13 protein-coding genes are annotated in these 16,701 nt (G+C 60.3%); 6 read left to right on the top strand and 7 right to left on the bottom strand.

All coding sequences use genetic code 11. The features are described 5' to 3' along the window. Positions 1 to 28: 28 nt before the first annotated feature. A complete protein-coding gene (locus tag B3I26_RS24950; RefSeq protein ID WP_296261709.1) occupies positions 29 to 292 on the top strand; it encodes a DUF4404 family protein in 264 nt (87 codons plus the stop codon). A 230-nt stretch (positions 293 to 522) separates the two neighbouring features. After that, positions 523 to 1,371, top strand: coding sequence for a glycosyltransferase (locus tag B3I26_RS24945; protein ID WP_296261707.1), 849 nt, complete (start codon positions 523 to 525; stop codon positions 1,369 to 1,371). 437 nt (positions 1,372 to 1,808) lie between these two features. Here the strand turns inward: B3I26_RS24945 and queF are convergent, their stop codons facing one another. Further along, a complete protein-coding gene (queF, locus tag B3I26_RS24940) occupies positions 1,809 to 2,639 on the bottom strand; it encodes an NADPH-dependent 7-cyano-7-deazaguanine reductase QueF (protein ID WP_296261705.1) in 831 nt (276 codons plus the stop codon). Positions 2,640 to 2,722: 83 nt separating this feature from the next. After that, positions 2,723 to 3,241, bottom strand: coding sequence for a cupredoxin domain-containing protein (locus tag B3I26_RS24935; protein WP_409522073.1), 519 nt, complete (start codon positions 3,239 to 3,241; stop codon positions 2,723 to 2,725). Positions 3,242 to 3,405: 164 nt separating this feature from the next. On the opposite strand from B3I26_RS24935, the gene B3I26_RS24930 reads away from it, so the two are divergent. Both B3I26_RS24930 and B3I26_RS24925 read left to right on the top strand, forming a co-directional pair. Continuing rightward, a complete protein-coding gene (locus B3I26_RS24930) occupies positions 3,406 to 4,086 on the top strand; it encodes a heavy metal response regulator transcription factor (RefSeq protein ID WP_296261699.1) in 681 nt (226 codons plus the stop codon). Continuing rightward, a complete protein-coding gene (locus tag B3I26_RS24925; RefSeq protein ID WP_296261697.1) occupies positions 4,086 to 5,447 on the top strand; it encodes a heavy metal sensor histidine kinase in 1,362 nt (453 codons plus the stop codon). Before B3I26_RS24930 ends, B3I26_RS24925 begins: the two co-directional genes overlap by 1 nt. A 118-nt stretch (positions 5,448 to 5,565) precedes the next feature. Here the strand turns inward: B3I26_RS24925 and B3I26_RS24920 are convergent, their stop codons facing one another. The 3 genes from B3I26_RS24920 to B3I26_RS24910 all read right to left on the bottom strand — a co-directional run bounded on the left by B3I26_RS24920 (position 5,566) and on the right by B3I26_RS24910 (position 8,838). Beyond that, positions 5,566 to 6,810, bottom strand: coding sequence for a lipoprotein-releasing ABC transporter permease subunit (locus B3I26_RS24920; RefSeq protein WP_296261695.1), 1,245 nt, complete (start codon positions 6,808 to 6,810; stop codon positions 5,566 to 5,568). Between the two features lie 86 nt (positions 6,811 to 6,896). Beyond that, positions 6,897 to 7,580: a lipoprotein-releasing ABC transporter ATP-binding protein LolD gene (gene lolD, locus B3I26_RS24915; protein ID WP_296261694.1), complete on the bottom strand. Its 684-nt coding sequence runs from the start codon at positions 7,578 to 7,580 to the stop codon at positions 6,897 to 6,899. Positions 7,581 to 7,587: 7 nt separating this feature from the next. After that, entirely contained in the window at positions 7,588 to 8,838 is a 1,251-nt protein-coding gene (locus B3I26_RS24910) for a lipoprotein-releasing ABC transporter permease subunit (protein WP_296261691.1), read from the bottom strand. 127 nt (positions 8,839 to 8,965) lie between these two features. Between B3I26_RS24910 and B3I26_RS24905 the strand changes: the two genes are divergently transcribed. Together B3I26_RS24905 and B3I26_RS24900 are read left to right on the top strand one after the other, a co-directional pair. Continuing rightward, complete coding sequence (locus B3I26_RS24905; RefSeq protein ID WP_296261674.1) at positions 8,966 to 9,553, top strand: PilZ domain-containing protein; 588 nt, start codon at positions 8,966 to 8,968, stop codon at positions 9,551 to 9,553. Positions 9,554 to 9,588: 35 nt separating this feature from the next. After that, entirely contained in the window at positions 9,589 to 10,311 is a 723-nt protein-coding gene (locus tag B3I26_RS24900) for a glycerophosphodiester phosphodiesterase (RefSeq protein ID WP_296261672.1), read from the top strand. Between the two features lie 42 nt (positions 10,312 to 10,353). Here the strand turns inward: B3I26_RS24900 and sthA are convergent, their stop codons facing one another. Further along, the gene (gene sthA, locus B3I26_RS24895) at positions 10,354 to 11,748 is read right to left on the bottom strand and encodes a Si-specific NAD(P)(+) transhydrogenase (RefSeq protein ID WP_296261670.1); all 1,395 of its coding nucleotides are present in this window, start codon (positions 11,746 to 11,748) and stop codon (positions 10,354 to 10,356) included. A gap of 374 nt (positions 11,749 to 12,122) precedes the next feature. Next, positions 12,123 to 16,436: a dermonecrotic toxin domain-containing protein gene (locus B3I26_RS24890; RefSeq protein WP_296261668.1), complete on the bottom strand. Its 4,314-nt coding sequence runs from the start codon at positions 16,434 to 16,436 to the stop codon at positions 12,123 to 12,125. Positions 16,437 to 16,701: the final 265 nt, after the last annotated feature.

The raw sequence follows: 16,701 nt of genomic DNA, 5'->3' as shown, positions 1-16,701 counted from the left end.
TCGAGACTATCAATGAAGGAAGCACCCTATGCCCGCCAGCGAACTGCAAGCACAACTCCAGACCTTGCGCGAGCAACTGGACCAAAACCCGCCGCTGACTGAAGAAGAACGCGTGCACTTGAACGAACTGATCACCCAGATTCAAGCGCAGATCGCACTGGAGACCGCTACTCATGACACCAGCCTGGCCGACGGCGTGAATCTGGCGGTCGAACGCTTTGAGGTCGAACACCCGACCATCGCCGGGACCCTGCGCAATATCGTGCAGACACTGGGCAATATAGGGATCTAAAGAGCCCACGCTGGACAGAACGAAAAAGCCCCTCATCGTAACGGGCTTTTCTTTAGGTACTGACGACGTCTCACGAATGCGTTTGCAAATGCAAGGGCCAGGCCGGCGCCCATCAAACCCGAGCGTGCCGCAAACCCCAGGCGCTCGCTGGCGGGGCTACTGCCCCCTGCTGTGCTTGATCATACGGTTATCTCAATTTGGATGAGATGCACATCCCAGGAAGGGAACGTATGCTCTTAATCACACTGTTCGCGCTGATGTGTCTGTTTATCCTGGTCATTGTGCAGGACCTGATATTCCTGCTCTGGGCATTCAAGCTACCCGATGTTCATCACGCATCCTGCAGCACCCCAAAGATCTGCGTGTTAATCCCTTGTTTCAATGAAGATAAGGTGCTGGAGGCAACTGTTGTCGCCGTCCTTGGCTCGCGCGACGTTCATTTATCCCGGGTAATCTGCATCAACGACGGCTCGACCGACGGTACGCTGGCGCTCATGCATAAACTGAGAGAGACGTACGGCGACCCACTCCAAATTGTGACGATGGCCAATAGCGGGAAGGCGATAGCGCTGAACAAGGGACTCAAGGAGGTCGATACGCCCATATTCGCCTGCATTGATGCCGATACGGTGGTCCTCCCCGGGACGCTGTCCTCCTTGTCTAAGACATTGCTTTGCGCAGGCGCAGCGGCAGTGGCAGTGGCAGTGGCAGGGCACGTGATAGCCGGTGGAGGAACACGTGGAGGCTGGATTCATAATGCTCAGGTGACCGAATTCGAAACCACCGTCTACCTCGAGCGCCGAGTCCTCAGCGCACTGCGATGGCTGCCCGTGGTCCCGGGCTCGGCGGGCGTATTCCTGACAGAGGCGGTCCGGGCTATAGGGGGCTACAGCGATAGCACGATAACCGAGGATACCCACCTGACAATGGAACTGCTGTTGGCAGGCCATGATGTCATTCAATCGAAAGCGCCAGCCGTGACCGAAATACCCGATACGCTTACTCCTCTCTATAGACAACGGCTGCGCTGGGCCACAGGGGAAATACAAGTCGTGATCCGAACGGCTGGAGGGCGCTAAGCAAGCCAGGGAGGATGCGCGACGTTTGGGCATACATGGCGATTAATCACTGCCTGAAGCCGTTATTCTACTTTCCCGCCTATATCACGCTCATCGGATGCCTGATTGCGGCAGTCTTCTCATCCGGCGTGTCGAGCCTGGTCATCACCTTAGGGTGATCGTCCTATTGACCGGCATCCTGAACTCTCATTTGCGCCTGAGCTATGCAAAGCGATTGGAGGCGAAACAGTGGACAGGAAACACTCGCCCATACAGGCCACACAGGTGGTTGGGTGAGGCATTGATCTTGTCGACGATCGCCTGCCTGGCCACCTGGGCCGGATTGTGTCGAAGCCTGCTTCGCCTACCTCATGCATGGGCGAAAGTGCCGCGCCGTGGTGACGTGAATATGCCTGGTAGTTAGCAGGCCCCACGGCGCTGCTCGCTTCCCGGCCTGTTCACTGCCGCGCCAGGCGCCCGTTCTCCATCGTGAGTGTCTCGGTGCTGCGGTACGGATTGATGTCCAATCCGCCGCGACGCACGTAGCGCGCGTAGACCGTGAGTTTTTCCGGTTTGAGCAAGCGCTGCAAGTCCATGAAGATTCGCTCCACACACTGCTCGTGAAAATCCGAATGCTGGCGGAAGCTGACGATGTACGCCAGGAAACTCGCGTGATCCAGCGCTGCACCACGATATTGCACAGCCACGCTGCCCCAGTCAGGCTGGCTGGTCACCGGGCAGTTGGACTTGAGCAGATGACTGTGCAACGCCTCCTCCACCACCTGTGAGTGGTCGCAACGCAGCAATTCCGGCTGTGGGCGGTCGTAGCTATCGACGGTCACGTCCAGTTCGTCCACGCACACGCCCGGTACGGGCACGATGCCTTGGGCTTCAATCTCCCTTAACGAGCGAATGCGCACGCCCACAGGCTTGCCGGCAGCTGCCGACAGATCCTTTTCCAGCGTCGCGATCAATTGGGCCTGAGATGCAAAGGGCGTCTGATTCAGCGAATTGAGGTAGAGCTTGAACGACTTGGATTCGATGATGTTGGGCGAATCGGCCGGGATGCTGAACTCGCCGACCGCCACCACGGGCTTGCCCGAGGGCAGCAGCCAGGACAACTCGTAACAGTTCCAGAAATCGACGCCTTGATACGGCAAGGTCTCGGCTGTCAGCCCCAATTCGGTCCACTTGGCCGTGCGCGGGATCGGAAACAACAGGGACGGTGTGTAGATGGCGATGTATTCACTGGACTTGCCCAGCGGCGAGTGTTCGGCTGCGGGATGCATGGCGGGACCTGAAAACGGAAGAAATGGCTGATGTGAAAATCCTGACCGCCAAGTTTATAGGTTTTGCCCCGCGCTTTCAGTGATTAGTCGGCAATGGCGATCTTCCCGACCATCCCTGCCTGATAATGACCGGGAATATTGCACGCGAATTCGAGGTCGGTGGCTTTGGTAAAGGTCCAGGTCAGCTCAGCGGTCTTGCCCGGTTCCACCAGTACACTGTTGGGGTCATCGTGCTTCATGCCCATGTTGCCATGGTCCATCCCGGCCATGTCGTGCTTCATGCCGGTTGCCGTCAGCATGCCACTGGCGACCATCTTGAGCATTTCCTGCTGGTGCGCTGCGTGCATGGCCGCATCGCCCAGGTTGAACTCGTGCAGCAACGCGCCCTTGTTGACCAGCACGAAACGCACGGTTTCGCCCGCTTTGATGGTCAGCGCCTTGGGTTCGAAGTACATATCGCCCAGGGTCAGCTCGACGGTGCGCGTGGCCTGACTGGCCGTGGCTGGATGGCCGAAAGCGAAATGCTCGCCGGAAGCGGCGTAGGACGACAGGCTCACCGCCAGCGACAGGGCAGCAGCGAACAAACGAGCGGTCATGTGAATCTCCAGTCAGCGACGGTCAATCGTTGAAGGTTAAGCACTCGCCACTGGCAATCAGCTGACCGCAAGATTACAACTTTGTAAGCTTGCACCCCGCCACCCCGGTCGCGCTATAAAGTGCGACGGCAAACACAGCCGCCCAGCGTTATCAGGACTGATCGTCACCCATGAAATTACTGATCATCGAAGATCAAGCGAAAACCGGCCAATACCTGCGTCAGGGCCTGACCGAAGCGGGCTACAACACCGAACTGGTTGCCGACGGCACCAGTGGCCAGCATCTGGCGCTGACCGGCGACTACGCGTTGTTGATTCTGGACGTCATGCTGCCCGGCCGTGATGGCTGGCAGATCCTGCAGGCCCTGCGCAGCGCGGGCCTGGACACACCGGTGCTGTTTCTGACCGCGCGCGATGCGGTTGAAGACCGCGTGCGTGGGCTGGAACTGGGCGCAGACGATTATCTGGTCAAACCCTTCGCTTTCTCCGAACTGCTCGCCAGGGTGCGCAGCCTGTTGCGTCGGGGTAGCAGCGCCAGTCAGGAAACCCACCTGCAACTGGCCGACCTGCGCCTGGACCTGCTGCGCCGACGGGTCGAGCGCAGCGGTCAGCGCATCGATCTCACGGCCAAGGAGTTTGCCCTGCTGGAGTTGATGCTGCGGCGCCAAGGCGAGGTGCTGCCCAAATCGCTGATTGCCTCTCAGGTCTGGGACATGAACTTCGACAGCGACACCAATGTGATCGAGGTCGCCATCCGCCGCCTGCGGCTGAAAGTCGACGACGAATACCCCAACAAGCTGATCCACACCGTGCGCGGCATGGGTTACGTGCTCGAAGAGCGCGGCCTCTGATGCTCAAGCGAATCTCCTTGGGCAGCCGCCTGGCCTTGCTGTTCGCGGCCTGCACCGCCGTGGTTTCACTGACGGCGGGCATATTGTTCAATCGGGCCAGCGAAGCGCACTTCATGGAACTGGATCAACAACTGCTCGATGGCAAGTTACCCACGCTGCGCGCTGCGCTAATGGGCGTATCCAGTGCCGACCAACTGAACGAGCATCGGCCAACCCTGCAGGCCGAACTGGCACATTCGCCGGACCTGGCGTTGCAGGTGCGCGGTGGCGACGGCAGCATGTGGTTCGACAGCCAAGCGCCATCTACCAATCAGACCAGGCTGCACGATGGGTTGCACACCCTGACCGAGAACGGCGTCTCCTGGCGCGCCTACACCGTGGCCTTACGCCCGCAACAGCAGGACTCTCCACAACTGACGCTGCTGCTGGACATCACTCATCACCAACATTTTCTAGAACGTATGCAGCATCTGATCTGGCTGACCGTCGGCCTGTCGGCCTTGGCCACGGCGCTGCTCGGCACCTGGGCTGCACGCAGTGGATTACGACCGCTGCGCGAGATGAGCGAGATCGCTGCCAGCGTGTCGGCCAGCTCCCTGACCACGCGCCTGCCGCAGACCGCAATGCCCGCCGAACTGGCTGAGTTGACTCAGGCATTCAACGCCATGCTGGGCCGTCTTGACGACGCCTTTCAGCGTTTGTCCGCGTTTTCGGCGGATATCGCTCATGAGTTGCGCACGCCCCTGTCGAATCTGCTCACCCACACCCAGGTCACCCTCACCCGCCCGCGGGATCTGCAAGCGTATCGCGAGGCGCTGCAGGGTAATCTGGAGGAGCTGCAATGGATGGCGCAGATGGTCAACGACATGCTGTATCTGGCCAAGGCCGAGCACGGTTTGCTAAACCCGAGTCGTGAGCGCTTGCACTTGGCGGATGAGATCGACGCGCTGCTCGAGTTTTTCTTGCCCCTGGCTGAAGAGGCGCAGGTACGCCTCAGTCGCGAAGGCGAAGCAACGCTTGAGGGTGACCGGAACATGCTGCGCCGTGCGGTATCGAACCTGCTGGACAACGCCTTGCGCTTCACACCTGTCCAGGGCGAGGTTTCAGTCAGGCTGCAGGCCTTGCCCAGGCGAGTGCACATCAGCATCGAGAACCGAGGGCAGACCATTGCCGCCGAGGCATTGCCCCGGTTGTTCGACCGCTTCTACCGCGCAGACCCGGCGCGGCGCGAGGGTATCAGTGAGCATGCCGGATTGGGACTGGCGATCACTCAGTCGATCATCAAGGCTCACGGCGGGACGATCCGTTGTGAATCGCAAGATGACCAGACGCGGTTTTTGATTGAGTTGCCGACTGCGTAAGCCTTCCCAGTAGCCGTGCGCCTTGCCGACGACGGCGAATTCAAAAGCGCCGCCAGCGGCAAGCCGCACTGCTGCAGGGAAGTACTGGGTCAGAGCAGGATTGAACGCCAGCAATCAATCACTCATAGCGCAAGGCATGCGCGGGCTGAATCTGTGCCGCGCGGTACGCCGGATAGATCGTGGCCAGAAAACTCAGAATGAACCCGGCTGCGCAGATCAGCGCCACGTCGCTGCCTTCCAGCTTCGATGGCAGATTGCTGATGAAATACACGTCGGAAGTGAAAATGTGCTGCCCGGTCAGGCGCTCGACCCAGGCGACCAATTGACTGACGTTGATCGCTGCAATGACCCCCAGCACACCGCCAATGATCGTCCCGAACACGCCGATGACCGTTCCCTGCACCATGAAGATGGTCATGATCTGGCGTGGCGTGGCGCCGATGGTGCGCAGGATCGCGATATCCGCGCCCTTATCGTTCACCACCATGATCAGCGTGGCGATGATGTTAAAGGCAGCAACGGCCACGATCATCAACAACAACAGCCCGATCATGGTCTTTTCCATTTTCATGGCGCTGAACAGGCTGCCTTGGGTGTGGGTCCAGTCATCGGCCTTGTAGCCAGCACCCAAGCCGCCAGCGACGGCAGTGGAGACCTGCGGCGCTGCGTACAGGTCAGTCAGCGCCAGACGTACGCCTTGCACCTGATTCGGCTGCCAGCGTTTGATCGCCGCTGCGTCGGCGACGTTGACCAGCGCCATCGAGCCGTCCAGCTCGGCACCGACCTTGAACACGCCAACCACCGTCAGGCGCTGCAACCGCGGAGTGATGCCCCCCGGTTCGTTGCTGATCTCCGGCACGATAAGGGTCAGCTTGTCGCCGACATTCAGCCGAAACCGGCGCGCTGTGATTTCACCGATGACTACACCGAACTCACCCGCTTTTAAATCCTGAAGACGACCTTGAACAATGTGCTGGGTGACGATGGACACCCGGGATTCGAGCGCCGGGTCGACGCCGTTGATCTCGATCGGCTGCATCGAGCCTTTGTAGGACAGCATGCCGTCCATTTGCGTAAACGGCACGGCAGCGGTGACCTGCGGGTTCTTCAATGCGGCATCGGCTGCCGGTTTCCAGTCGTCCAACGGCTTGACTCCGTCGATAACCGCGTGGGGCACCATCCCCAGGATGCGCGAACTCATCTCTTGCTGGAAGCCGTTCATCACGGACAGCACCACGATCATCGCCAGAACGCCCAGCGCCAACCCGATCATCGAGGTCATCGAAATGAACGAGATGAAGTGATTGCGTCGCTTGGCCCGGGTATAGCGCGTGCCGATAAAGATGGATAACGGTCTGAACATTCGTGGAGCACCGTAGCTAAATAAGCCGCTAAAAATAAAAACTGCCGACGCCCAGGGAAGCGGGCTCCGGATGAATCAGCCCAGCCTCACGCCTCGACCAGTTGGCCTTGTTCCAGACGCCACACGCGATCCATCTGACGGGCCAGGGCCATGTCGTGGGTCACCACCAGAAACGCGGTGCGCGACGACGTGCTGAGCTCCAGCATCAGATCCTGGATGCCCTGCGCCGTATGGGAGTCGAGGTTGCCGGTCGGCTCATCGAGCATCACCAGGCCCGGCCGATTGACCAGCGCACGGGCGATCGCCACCCGTTGACGCTCACCGCCGGACAGCTCCGAGGGCTTGTGTGCCAGACGATGCTTGAGCCCTACCCGCTCCAGCAGCGCAGTGGCACGCTCGCGCGCTTCGGGAATGGCCGTCTTGCCGATCAGCAACGGCATGCAGACATTTTCCAGCGCAGTGAACTCAGGCAACAGGTGGTGGAACTGATAGACGAAGCCCAGCGACCGGTTACGCAGCAGGCCACGTGCCTTTTCGTTGAGCGCCGACAACTCTTCGCCGGCCAGCCAGACGCTGCCCTCGGTCGGGGTGTCCAGGCCGCCGAGCAGATTAAGCAAGGTACTTTTGCCCGAGCCGGAGCTGCCCACGATCGCTACGCGCTCGCCGGGGTGCAGCTCCAGTTGCAGACCCGACAGCACCACCACCGATTCCGGGCCCTCCTCGTAGGATTTGCCCAGGTTGCGGCAACTCAATACAGCTTTATCACTCATGCCCGACTCACTCATAACGAAGCGCCTCCGCCGGCTGGGTGCGCGCGGCACGCCAGGCGGGATACAGGGTGGCGAGGAAACTCAGGACCAAGGCCGCACCGCACACCAGCAGCACGTCTTCAGCCATCAATTGCGAAGGCAGATAGTCGATGAAATAGACATCCGCATTGAGAAACTTGTGGCCGATCAGGCCTTCCAGCGCCGAGATCGCGGAACTGACGTTGAGCGCCGCGAGGATACCGACGCCTGCGCCGATCAACGTACCCACCACGCCGATCACGGTGCCCTGGACCATGAAGATCGCCATGATCTGCCCAGGCGTTGCACCCAGCGTGCGCAGGATCGCAATGTCGCCGCGCTTGTCATTGACCACCATCACCAGCGTGGAAATGATGTTGAACGCCGCCACTGCCACGATCAGCAGCAACAACAGGCCGATGATGGATTTTTCCATGCCGATGGCCTGGTACAGGTTGCCGTGGGTCCGCGTCCAGTCACGGGAATAGTACTGATGCTCACCCAGGTTCTGCGCGATGTCGTAAGCGGTGCGCGGGGCCTTGAACAGATCGGTGAACTTCAGGCGCAGCCCCTGCACCTGATCGGGCTTCCAGCGGTGCAGGCGCGCCAGATCCTGCAAGTTGGTCACCCCCAGGTAGCCGTCCAGTTCGCCAGCGCCCACGTGAAAAATGCCGACTACGGTAAAGCGCTTCATGCGCGGAAACATGCCAGCCGGCGTGACCGTGACTTCGGGCGATACGAAGGTAACCTTGTCGCCGATCCCCACACCCAGCTTGGTCGCGGCCTTGTCACCAATGACCACGCCGAAGCCGCCCGCCACCAGATCGTCAAGACGACCCTGCTTCATGAAGCCGTCAATGATCGAAACCTTGCGCTCCTCAACCGGGTCAATGGCATTGAGCAGGATCTTCTGCACGTTGCCGTTGTTGGTCAGCAGACCCTGCATCTGAGTGAACGGCGCGATGGCCTCGACCTGCGGATTCTGCCTGACCCGCGCCGCGAGGCTTTGCCAGTCGCTTATCGGCTCGCCGGATTCGATGGTGGCGTGAGGCACCATGCCCAGCACGCGAGTGCGCATCTCATGATCGAAACCGTTCATGACCGATAACACGACTATCATCACCACTACGCCGAGGGCGAGACCGATCATCGACGTCAGGGAAATGAAGGAGACAAAATGATTGCGACGTTTTGCACGGGTGTAACGCGTGCCGATAAATACAAAAAGAGGTCTGAACATGTAGGGGCTTGTTCGGAGGAATGGGGAACGTCCTTGTGGCGGGCCTGGGCCTGCGGCCTTACACTCGAAACACTGATTCGCAATCGAGCGCTGTCAGTCTGACAACCGCCGCTACCATGGGTTCGCCATGTCGACATTAGATGAAGAAGAACGCCGCGAATACTACCGTATCGAGGACAGCGTCGCACTGGAAATTCAACGCATGCCGGCGGCCGGCCAGGGCGACGACCTCGCTCATCACGACACCACGACACTCTTCGACCTGCTGACCGAACTGCATGTTGCCGAGTTTGAATCCCAGCGCCTGCTGCGTCAGCTGGACGACCGCGACCGCACCACCAACAGCTTCCTGCGGACCATGAGCAAACGGATCGATCTGCTGGGTCAAGTGGTCGCCCAAACGGTATTGGGCAAGCTGGGCGCCCCGCAAAAAGTCGTCATGTCCGAAGGCGGCTTGCAATTCGAATCCCATCAGCCCTTCCCCGCCGGCAGCCTGCTATCGGTGAAGATGGTGCTGATGCCCCAGGCTTCCGGCATGATGCTGCGCGCCAGAGTGACGCAGTGCCAGGCCCTGGCTGTCGGGGGTTTTGAGATCGGCACCGAATGGATCGAACTGAGTGACGCCCAGCGTCAGTTGCTGGCCCGACACATCCTGCAACGCCAGGCCGCGTCAAGGCGGCAGGCGCGAGAGCAGGACAATCCTGATCCGAGTTGAAATTCAGCCCGTAGGCGCGTTGATAAGGAGTATTTGTGACACTGATTTATGGCCACCGCGGCGCCAAAGGCGAAGCACCTGAAAACACCCTGACCAGCTTTCAGGAATGCCTCAAACACGGGGTAAAGCGTTGCGAACTGGACTTGCATCTGTCCCGCGACGGCGAACTGATGGTGATCCACGACCCGACGCTCAAACGCACCACCGACCGCCGCGGCAAGGTAGTCGAGCATACGGCGGCGGACCTGGTCACCTACGACGCCCGCAAGGGTGGTCCTGGCTGGGTTCAGCCGTGCCCGATTCCGCGACTGGAAGAACTGTTCGAGAAGTGCGCCTTCGATCATTGGCAGCTGGAGGTGAAAAGTGCCTCGCGCACCCGCGCGGCCACCACGGTGCTGGCGATTCGGGAGTTGGCTCAGCGTCACGGACTGCTGGACAAGGTCACCATCACCTCGAGCTCACGGGAAGTCCTGCGCGCAGCCCTTGAGCTGACGCCGGATATCTCAAGGGGACTGGTGGCAGAGTACGCCTGGCTGGACCCGTTGAAAGTCGCGCAGGGCTACGGCTGTGAAATTTTGGCGCTGAACTGGACGCTGTGCACGCCCGAGCGCTTGAAGAAAGCCCAGGGTCAGGGCCTGCATGTGTCGGTGTGGACGGTCAACGAGCCTGCGCTCATGCGCAGGCTCGCCGACTTCGGCGTTGACAGCCTGATTACAGACTTTCCCGGTTTGGCCAACGCCACCCTGAGGAATAGCTGAAATCGGTCTCCCCGGCCGGCTCAGGCCACCGGCCGGAGCCGCTTAAAAAAGCCGGTTCAGACCATCATAGGCTGCTACCCGATAGGCCTCGGCCATGGTCGGGTAGTTGAATGTCGTGTTGACGAAATACTTGATGGTATTCGCCTCGCCCGACTGATTCATGATCGCCTGACCGATGTGCACGATCTCCGACGCCTGGTCGCCGAAGCAATGTACGCCGAGTACTTGCAGGGTTTCGCGGTGGAACAGGATCTTCAACATGCCGACCGGTTCGTTGGAAATCTGAGCCCTTGCCATGCCTTTGAAGAACGCCTTGCCCACTTCGTAGGGCACCTTGGCCAGCGTCAGGTCGTGTTCGTTCTGGCCGATCGAACTGATTTCCGGAATGGTGTAGATGCCGGTCGGCACGTCGTTGACGAAACGCCAGGCACCGTTGTCCACCGCGCTGCCCGAGGCTGATCGGCCCTGGTCGTATGCAGCGCTGGCCAGACTCGGCCAGCCGATCACGTCACCTGCGCCATAAATATTTGGCTTGCTGGTGCGGTAGGCTTCGTCCACTTCGATCTGGCCGCGACCGTTGGCCTTGATCCCGACGTTTTCCAGACCCAGCTTGTCGGTATTGCCGGTACGCCCGTTGCACCAGAGCAAGGCATCGGCCTTGATCTTCTTGCCGGACTTGAGGTGCAGGATCACACCGTTTTCCAGACCTTCGACGCGCTCGTAGTCTTCGTTGTGGCGAACCATCACGTTGTTGTTACTGAAGTGATAGCTCAGGCCCTGGGATATTTCCGAATCGAGGAAGCTCAGCAACTGGTCGCGGTTGTCGATCAGCTCGACCTCGACCCCCAGGCCGCTGAAGATCGACGCATACTCACAACCAATCACACCGGCACCGTAGATGATCAGTTTGCGCGGGGTATGGTTGAGGCTAAGTATGGTGTCGCTGTCATAGATGCGCTTATGACTGAAGTCGATATCAGCCGGGCGGTAGGGACGCGAGCCCGTGGCGATGATGATCTGGTTGGCCACCAGTTTCTCGACGACGCCGGTGTTGCAGACCACGTCGATGGTGCGCTCATCGGCAAAACTGCCGGTGCCGAAGAAAACGTCTACACGATTGCGTGCGTAATAGCCGGTGCGCGAAGCGACCTGCTTGTTGATGACTTTTTCAGCGTTTTTCAACACATCCGGGAACGAAAACCAGCGCGGCTCGCCAATGGCCCGGAACATTGGGTTGGTGTTGAACTGGATGATCTGCTTGACCGAGTGACGCAACGCCTTGGACGGGATCGTGCCCAGGTGGGTGCAGTTGCCGCCGACCTGCCGACGGCTGTCGACCATGGCTACCTTGCGCCCAGCCTTGGCGGCGTTCATTGCCGCGCCTTCTCCAGCTGGGCCGGAACCCAGTACCACTACGTCGTAGTTGTAGACAGCCATGCGTACTCCTTAGAACGGGCCGAGGCGCCACTCTGGCGTCTCTGGCTAACCCATGCCGCGGCCGGCGGCATGAAGAATCGAAACTCGCGGCGCAGTCTAATCGTCCAGCGTCGCGGCGAACATTAACCCTTGGTCGCGTCGCAAGCCAATGTTGTCTGCTTTACGGGGCTTTTTCCTCGCCAGACAAAGACCGGACGGGGCGGATTGCTGCGGATGATAAATGTGTTGGCGGGATGAATCACAATAAAAGGTCGAATTTTGTGGGTCGTGTCGGATCCGGCAGTGGTTTGGAGCTTTTGCAACCTGGCTCGCGCCCGACGAGCCATTGAAAAATGGCATCGGCCGCGAGCAAGGCTGCTCGACTCAACGGCAGGTCAGCGATCGGACGCTGCCACGGGGTTCAGATCGAGGAACAACCGCCGGGCTACATCCTTACCGATGTAGCTGCGATAGACGCTGATTACTTCCTTGTTGTTGCGTGCGGCTTTCAACTGGGCCTTATAGCCAACGAATCGCTGATCAGGCAGCTTCAGGTGCGCCGCCGTGAACGCATCGGCGGCAGCCCCTTCGCTGGCGTAGTGAAAATGCGCCCACCACAACACACGCATCTCGCTGTCGCGAATCAGATACTCCTGCAAAAAATCATTGCGTCGGGAGCCGGACATGTTCTTGCGCCCCTCGAAACGGGCAATGTTCACCTCGCGCTCGGCTGCCAGATAACTAAGCCGAGCGGCGGTGGGCGGCCGCGTCTTGATCATCGCGATACGCACATTGCGCCCTTCTTCTTCAAGACGAGAGGCCGCGAGGCGCAACTCACCGAGCTGGGCCTGCACCGGGGAGTCCGTCGACTTCGCCGCGGCGGATTCACCCCCCTGGGCCGCAATTTTGTCAGCCAGCTCAGTCAAGCGGCGGGCCTTCTGCACGAGGATATCCTGCATATCTGCCGGCTCGCCGCCGCGCTGGGCTTGGCGCTGAACGGTGAGGATGTCCGGTCCGACCCGCGCCAGCGCTGCGCTCGCCTCGCGCGCGAGCTCGGCCAGCGCAACCCGATGCTCATGCCCGTGGTGTGTGGCGGGGTGCACGGTTTCCACTTCCACCCAATCACCGTTTTCGTGCAGGTGATAGGTGCTGACGACCTTATCCCCCATCGATTGCGTGACATCGACCACTTCACCGGGAAAATCCGGTTCGCCCTCTCTGAGGCGCCCCACCAAGGTGCGCTGGTTGCGGGTCCTGAAGACTCGCTTGCCAGGCTGCTTGACCTTCGGCGCATATTCGAGCGCATGTTGCTGGGGCTCGGCGCTTTCACGGATCAGGTCCGACAAACGCTTCTCCGCTTGCTCCGTGACTTTTGACAAGTCATCGACGAAACGCTCGAACTGCTCGACTATCAGCAGTTCGGGTGTATTTTGCTGCGTACAGGTGGCGATGGTCAGACCGCGCTGGTACTCGCGCACTGAGCTTTCCAGCACGTCGATCTGTTCCGAAACCGTATAATCATTGGGTTTTTCCAGCTCGGCGTGGGAGCTGCACGCCGCATGCAGAGGTGCATCGATGCGTAAGGCCTTGAGCTCCGCTGCGTCAAAGGGCGCCAGAATCGACTCCTGGCGCAGGCTCAACTCCAGCAGCGACCACATACGATTGATGCGCCACTCCAGGTGCGTATATAAGTTGCAGCGCTGCATCTCCAGCACCTCATCATGCCAGTAACGCTCACCGACCTTGGGCACCGCACGCAGTTGTTCCCAGAATCCATACCTTACGCCGGACCAATGCACACCCAGGTCAGTCAACGTCAATACCTTGTTGAATAATATGAGGTAGGCATCGATATTCCCTGCATTGACGCTCGCCTCACCGTCTTCACTCAAACGCGGAAACTCCACGCGCACGTACGCCAGCAGACGTTCGAGCACCACACCCTCGAAAAAAGCGATGCGCCGGACCGTTGACTTCAAATCATCGGCGGTGGCCTTCTCCCCAAACCGATCAGCCGGGCGCAGCGATTGCTGGAGCTGCTTGTGCTCCTCGAGAATCGCAATGAGTTCGTTCAGGTCAGCTTCGACACTCTTGATCACCTCGGCGGTCAAGGGTGCGCGCGAGGCTCGGTAATCTACGTCCCATCGGGCCAATCGTTGATAAATCTCTTGACGGCGTTGCGCCAGCGCTGCACCTCGCTCCGTCACGCGTTTGAGCTTGGCAGCATTTTCCTGGGCCAGCATTCGAGCGGTACGCTTCGGACCGCCACCACGAAGCCCCAGAGACAGATCAAGGGCCCAGCCATGAGCGACCTGTCGCAGGCGCGGCCCTTCGGACAAGGGGTCCTGCGGGTCGACAATAAAGACCGCGTCATCGGAGAAACCGACTGCATAGACCCCGCTGTCCAATCGCACCCGCCACTGTTCACCCTGGCGGTATAACCCTTCTCTTCCAGGCTCAGTGGATGGCGTTCCGCAAGCCGACTCGGGTGATACCTTCAGACGCTCGAGATGCCGGGCCTGAGCTTCGGTCAAACGATGGTTGCTGTTGGACCAGGAGAAGTCCAGCAGCGAGGTGCGCGAAGGCTCGGGCTGAACGGGCACGGGGGCCGATGCTTGCGTCGCGGTGGGCACAGGCTGGCCGCCAGGCTCAGCTGGCGACGGCTGCAGCGGCACCGATCGCCCCCCGGCCTCGGCCCGTAGGGCGAAACCCTGGTGCAGCAGGATCATGGAAATCGTCAACAACAGGCCGTTCCACGCCTGGGTGGCTTCGCGCCGCGCCTTACGGCTCTCGGCCACCAACACCTGATCGACCCCGGCCATCAGTTGTACCAGCCACAGCGCCGAGCCCACCGAGCCCGAAATAAACGGCATCACCGCGTCCAGCGCCAGCCAGCCGCCGCGCTGAAGCATCGCCCAGCGGCTCTCGGCATTGGACACCGACTCACGGTCGGCAAGGTCAACCAATGCCCTGGCGTTGGCGTCGAACAGCGCGGTCAACGGGTCACCTTGCACGTGGGCAGTGGATAGCTGCGCCGGGCCAGGCGTTCGCAGCGCAGCGAAATCCGAACCCAGGCCAAAACGCACGATATGCGGCTGAGCAAAACCGCCATTGGCGTATCGCTGCCGTCCACGAGAGCTCATCCAGGTCAATACTTCGTCCTGCAACTCGCCAGGCGCGACGATGGCCTGGCGCAGACTCGTCCAGTCGGCAAACTCGGTCAGCGGCACGGCAGCGAAGGGGCGATAAAGGATCAATGGTCCGACGGCTGGATCAGCATCCGCAATCACGAACATATTGCTCACTTCATCCGCGGCCGCATCCGGTTCTGCTATCCATGCCAGGGGTCGTAATACGCTCTCGGTGCGCGGGCTGTCATTGATCCCCAGAGCCGGGGCAGAAGTCAGCAGCGAGCAGACCAGTCGATAGCCCGCCTGGGTTAGACCGCCCTGCCCGCGAATTTTCTGTTCGAGCGCCTTGAGCGGCAATTGCACACGCAATTGCTCGGCAAACAAGCCCCGACGGCGCGCCGCTTGCGCGTGATCGGTGATCAGGTAATGACGCACCCGATCGGGATAGTTGCACCCGACGTTCACCCGCCCCACCAGTTGCTTCAGGTAATCGGGGGTGAACCAGCCGGGCAAGGGGCCGCCATCGCGAATGGAAAACGTCAAGGCACCGTTGGGCAGGCTGGAGAGATTTTGCAAGGCGAAGGTGGCCACACTCATGCGCAGGTTTTCAACGCTGCCTACCGGGATGATCTGCCCGGCCAATGGCGCGGCAACCGCCACGACCTTGGCGATGTGCACGGTCACGTCATCGAGGGTCAGCCGTGTGGCCTCGGGATGGTCATGGCGCATGGCGTCCTGCATGGCCTTGCCTGCGTAATCCAAAATCGGCGGTAAGTCATCATTCCAGGCCTGGCCGGCGGCGCGCCCGGTGACTACTGCCAGCGCGGACATTCTGCGGCTGTAGTCCAGGCGATCGGCCGAAGAGGCGTTGCTCAACCAGACCGGCAGTTGCTCCAATCGCGACACCCGGGGCGCCAGCCGGGCGGATACCTCATCGTGCAACAGAGGACGAATGTCGGTGATCCGCGCCAGATAGCGCTCGATCTCGTCAAAGTCCTCCAGTCCGAAAGTAAGCACTCCCTGAATCGCTAACAGTTGGGCGTCCAGGGCTTCCAAGGCTTTGCGCTCGTAATACCCGCCCATTATTGCCGCGGGCCGGGACTGCGCACCGAGCACGGGCGGCATGCCGCTGGCGGTCGCCGGATACGCCGATGAGGGTTGGGATTCAAGGGCCTCAGCCAACCGCTTCCAGGGTGTCATGCCCTGCTGGTCAGGCCGGTCCCAGAAATCTACCAACGCGCGCATGATGGTCTCGGGAAGCGCGAGCGAAACGGTATCAACCAGAACGGCCAACTGCTCGATATCGACATCCAGCGTCTGGGCAACTGGCGCTCCCGGGTCGGCCACCAGGGTGTTCTGGCCGTGTACCCAGCGCGGCGTCTTGCCCGTGGAAAAGTTGATGCGTAGATGGTCGAACAATGTCCGGGGCGTTGCTTCCCCGGTAATCACTGCACGGTCAGGATGGATGTCCAGGGCAGGATACCGGGCCACCAGCGCTTTATGCAGCGCGTCGAGCGCCAGCGGCGACAGCGAGGGGCGGTGGGAGAATGTGTCGATCAGATCGAAATGTGTAGGCATGGGAGGATCAACTCGCAAAGTGGATTGACGACCGACCTGTCCAAAGGCCGCATCGAGCGTTCGAGCGAGTTAAAAGCCGATTCCCATTGACGGTGACATAAACATATATCGCCATTCCCGATGACATGCGCCCACACCGTAAGACGGCCGGCCCGGTTCTGATTGCCATCGGCCACTTTTACACATATCGTTACAAATCTGCGCTGTCAGGGACCGAGCCTGGACGGCGCAGCAGAGGACGCACAAATACAACGGATCCCCCTAG

This window comes from Pseudomonas sp. UBA5706, assembly GCF_002419965.1.
GTDB lineage: Bacteria > Pseudomonadota > Gammaproteobacteria > Pseudomonadales > Pseudomonadaceae > Aquipseudomonas.
Note: the sequence above shows the minus strand (reverse complement) of the source record. Positions and strands in the feature narration are given on the sequence as shown.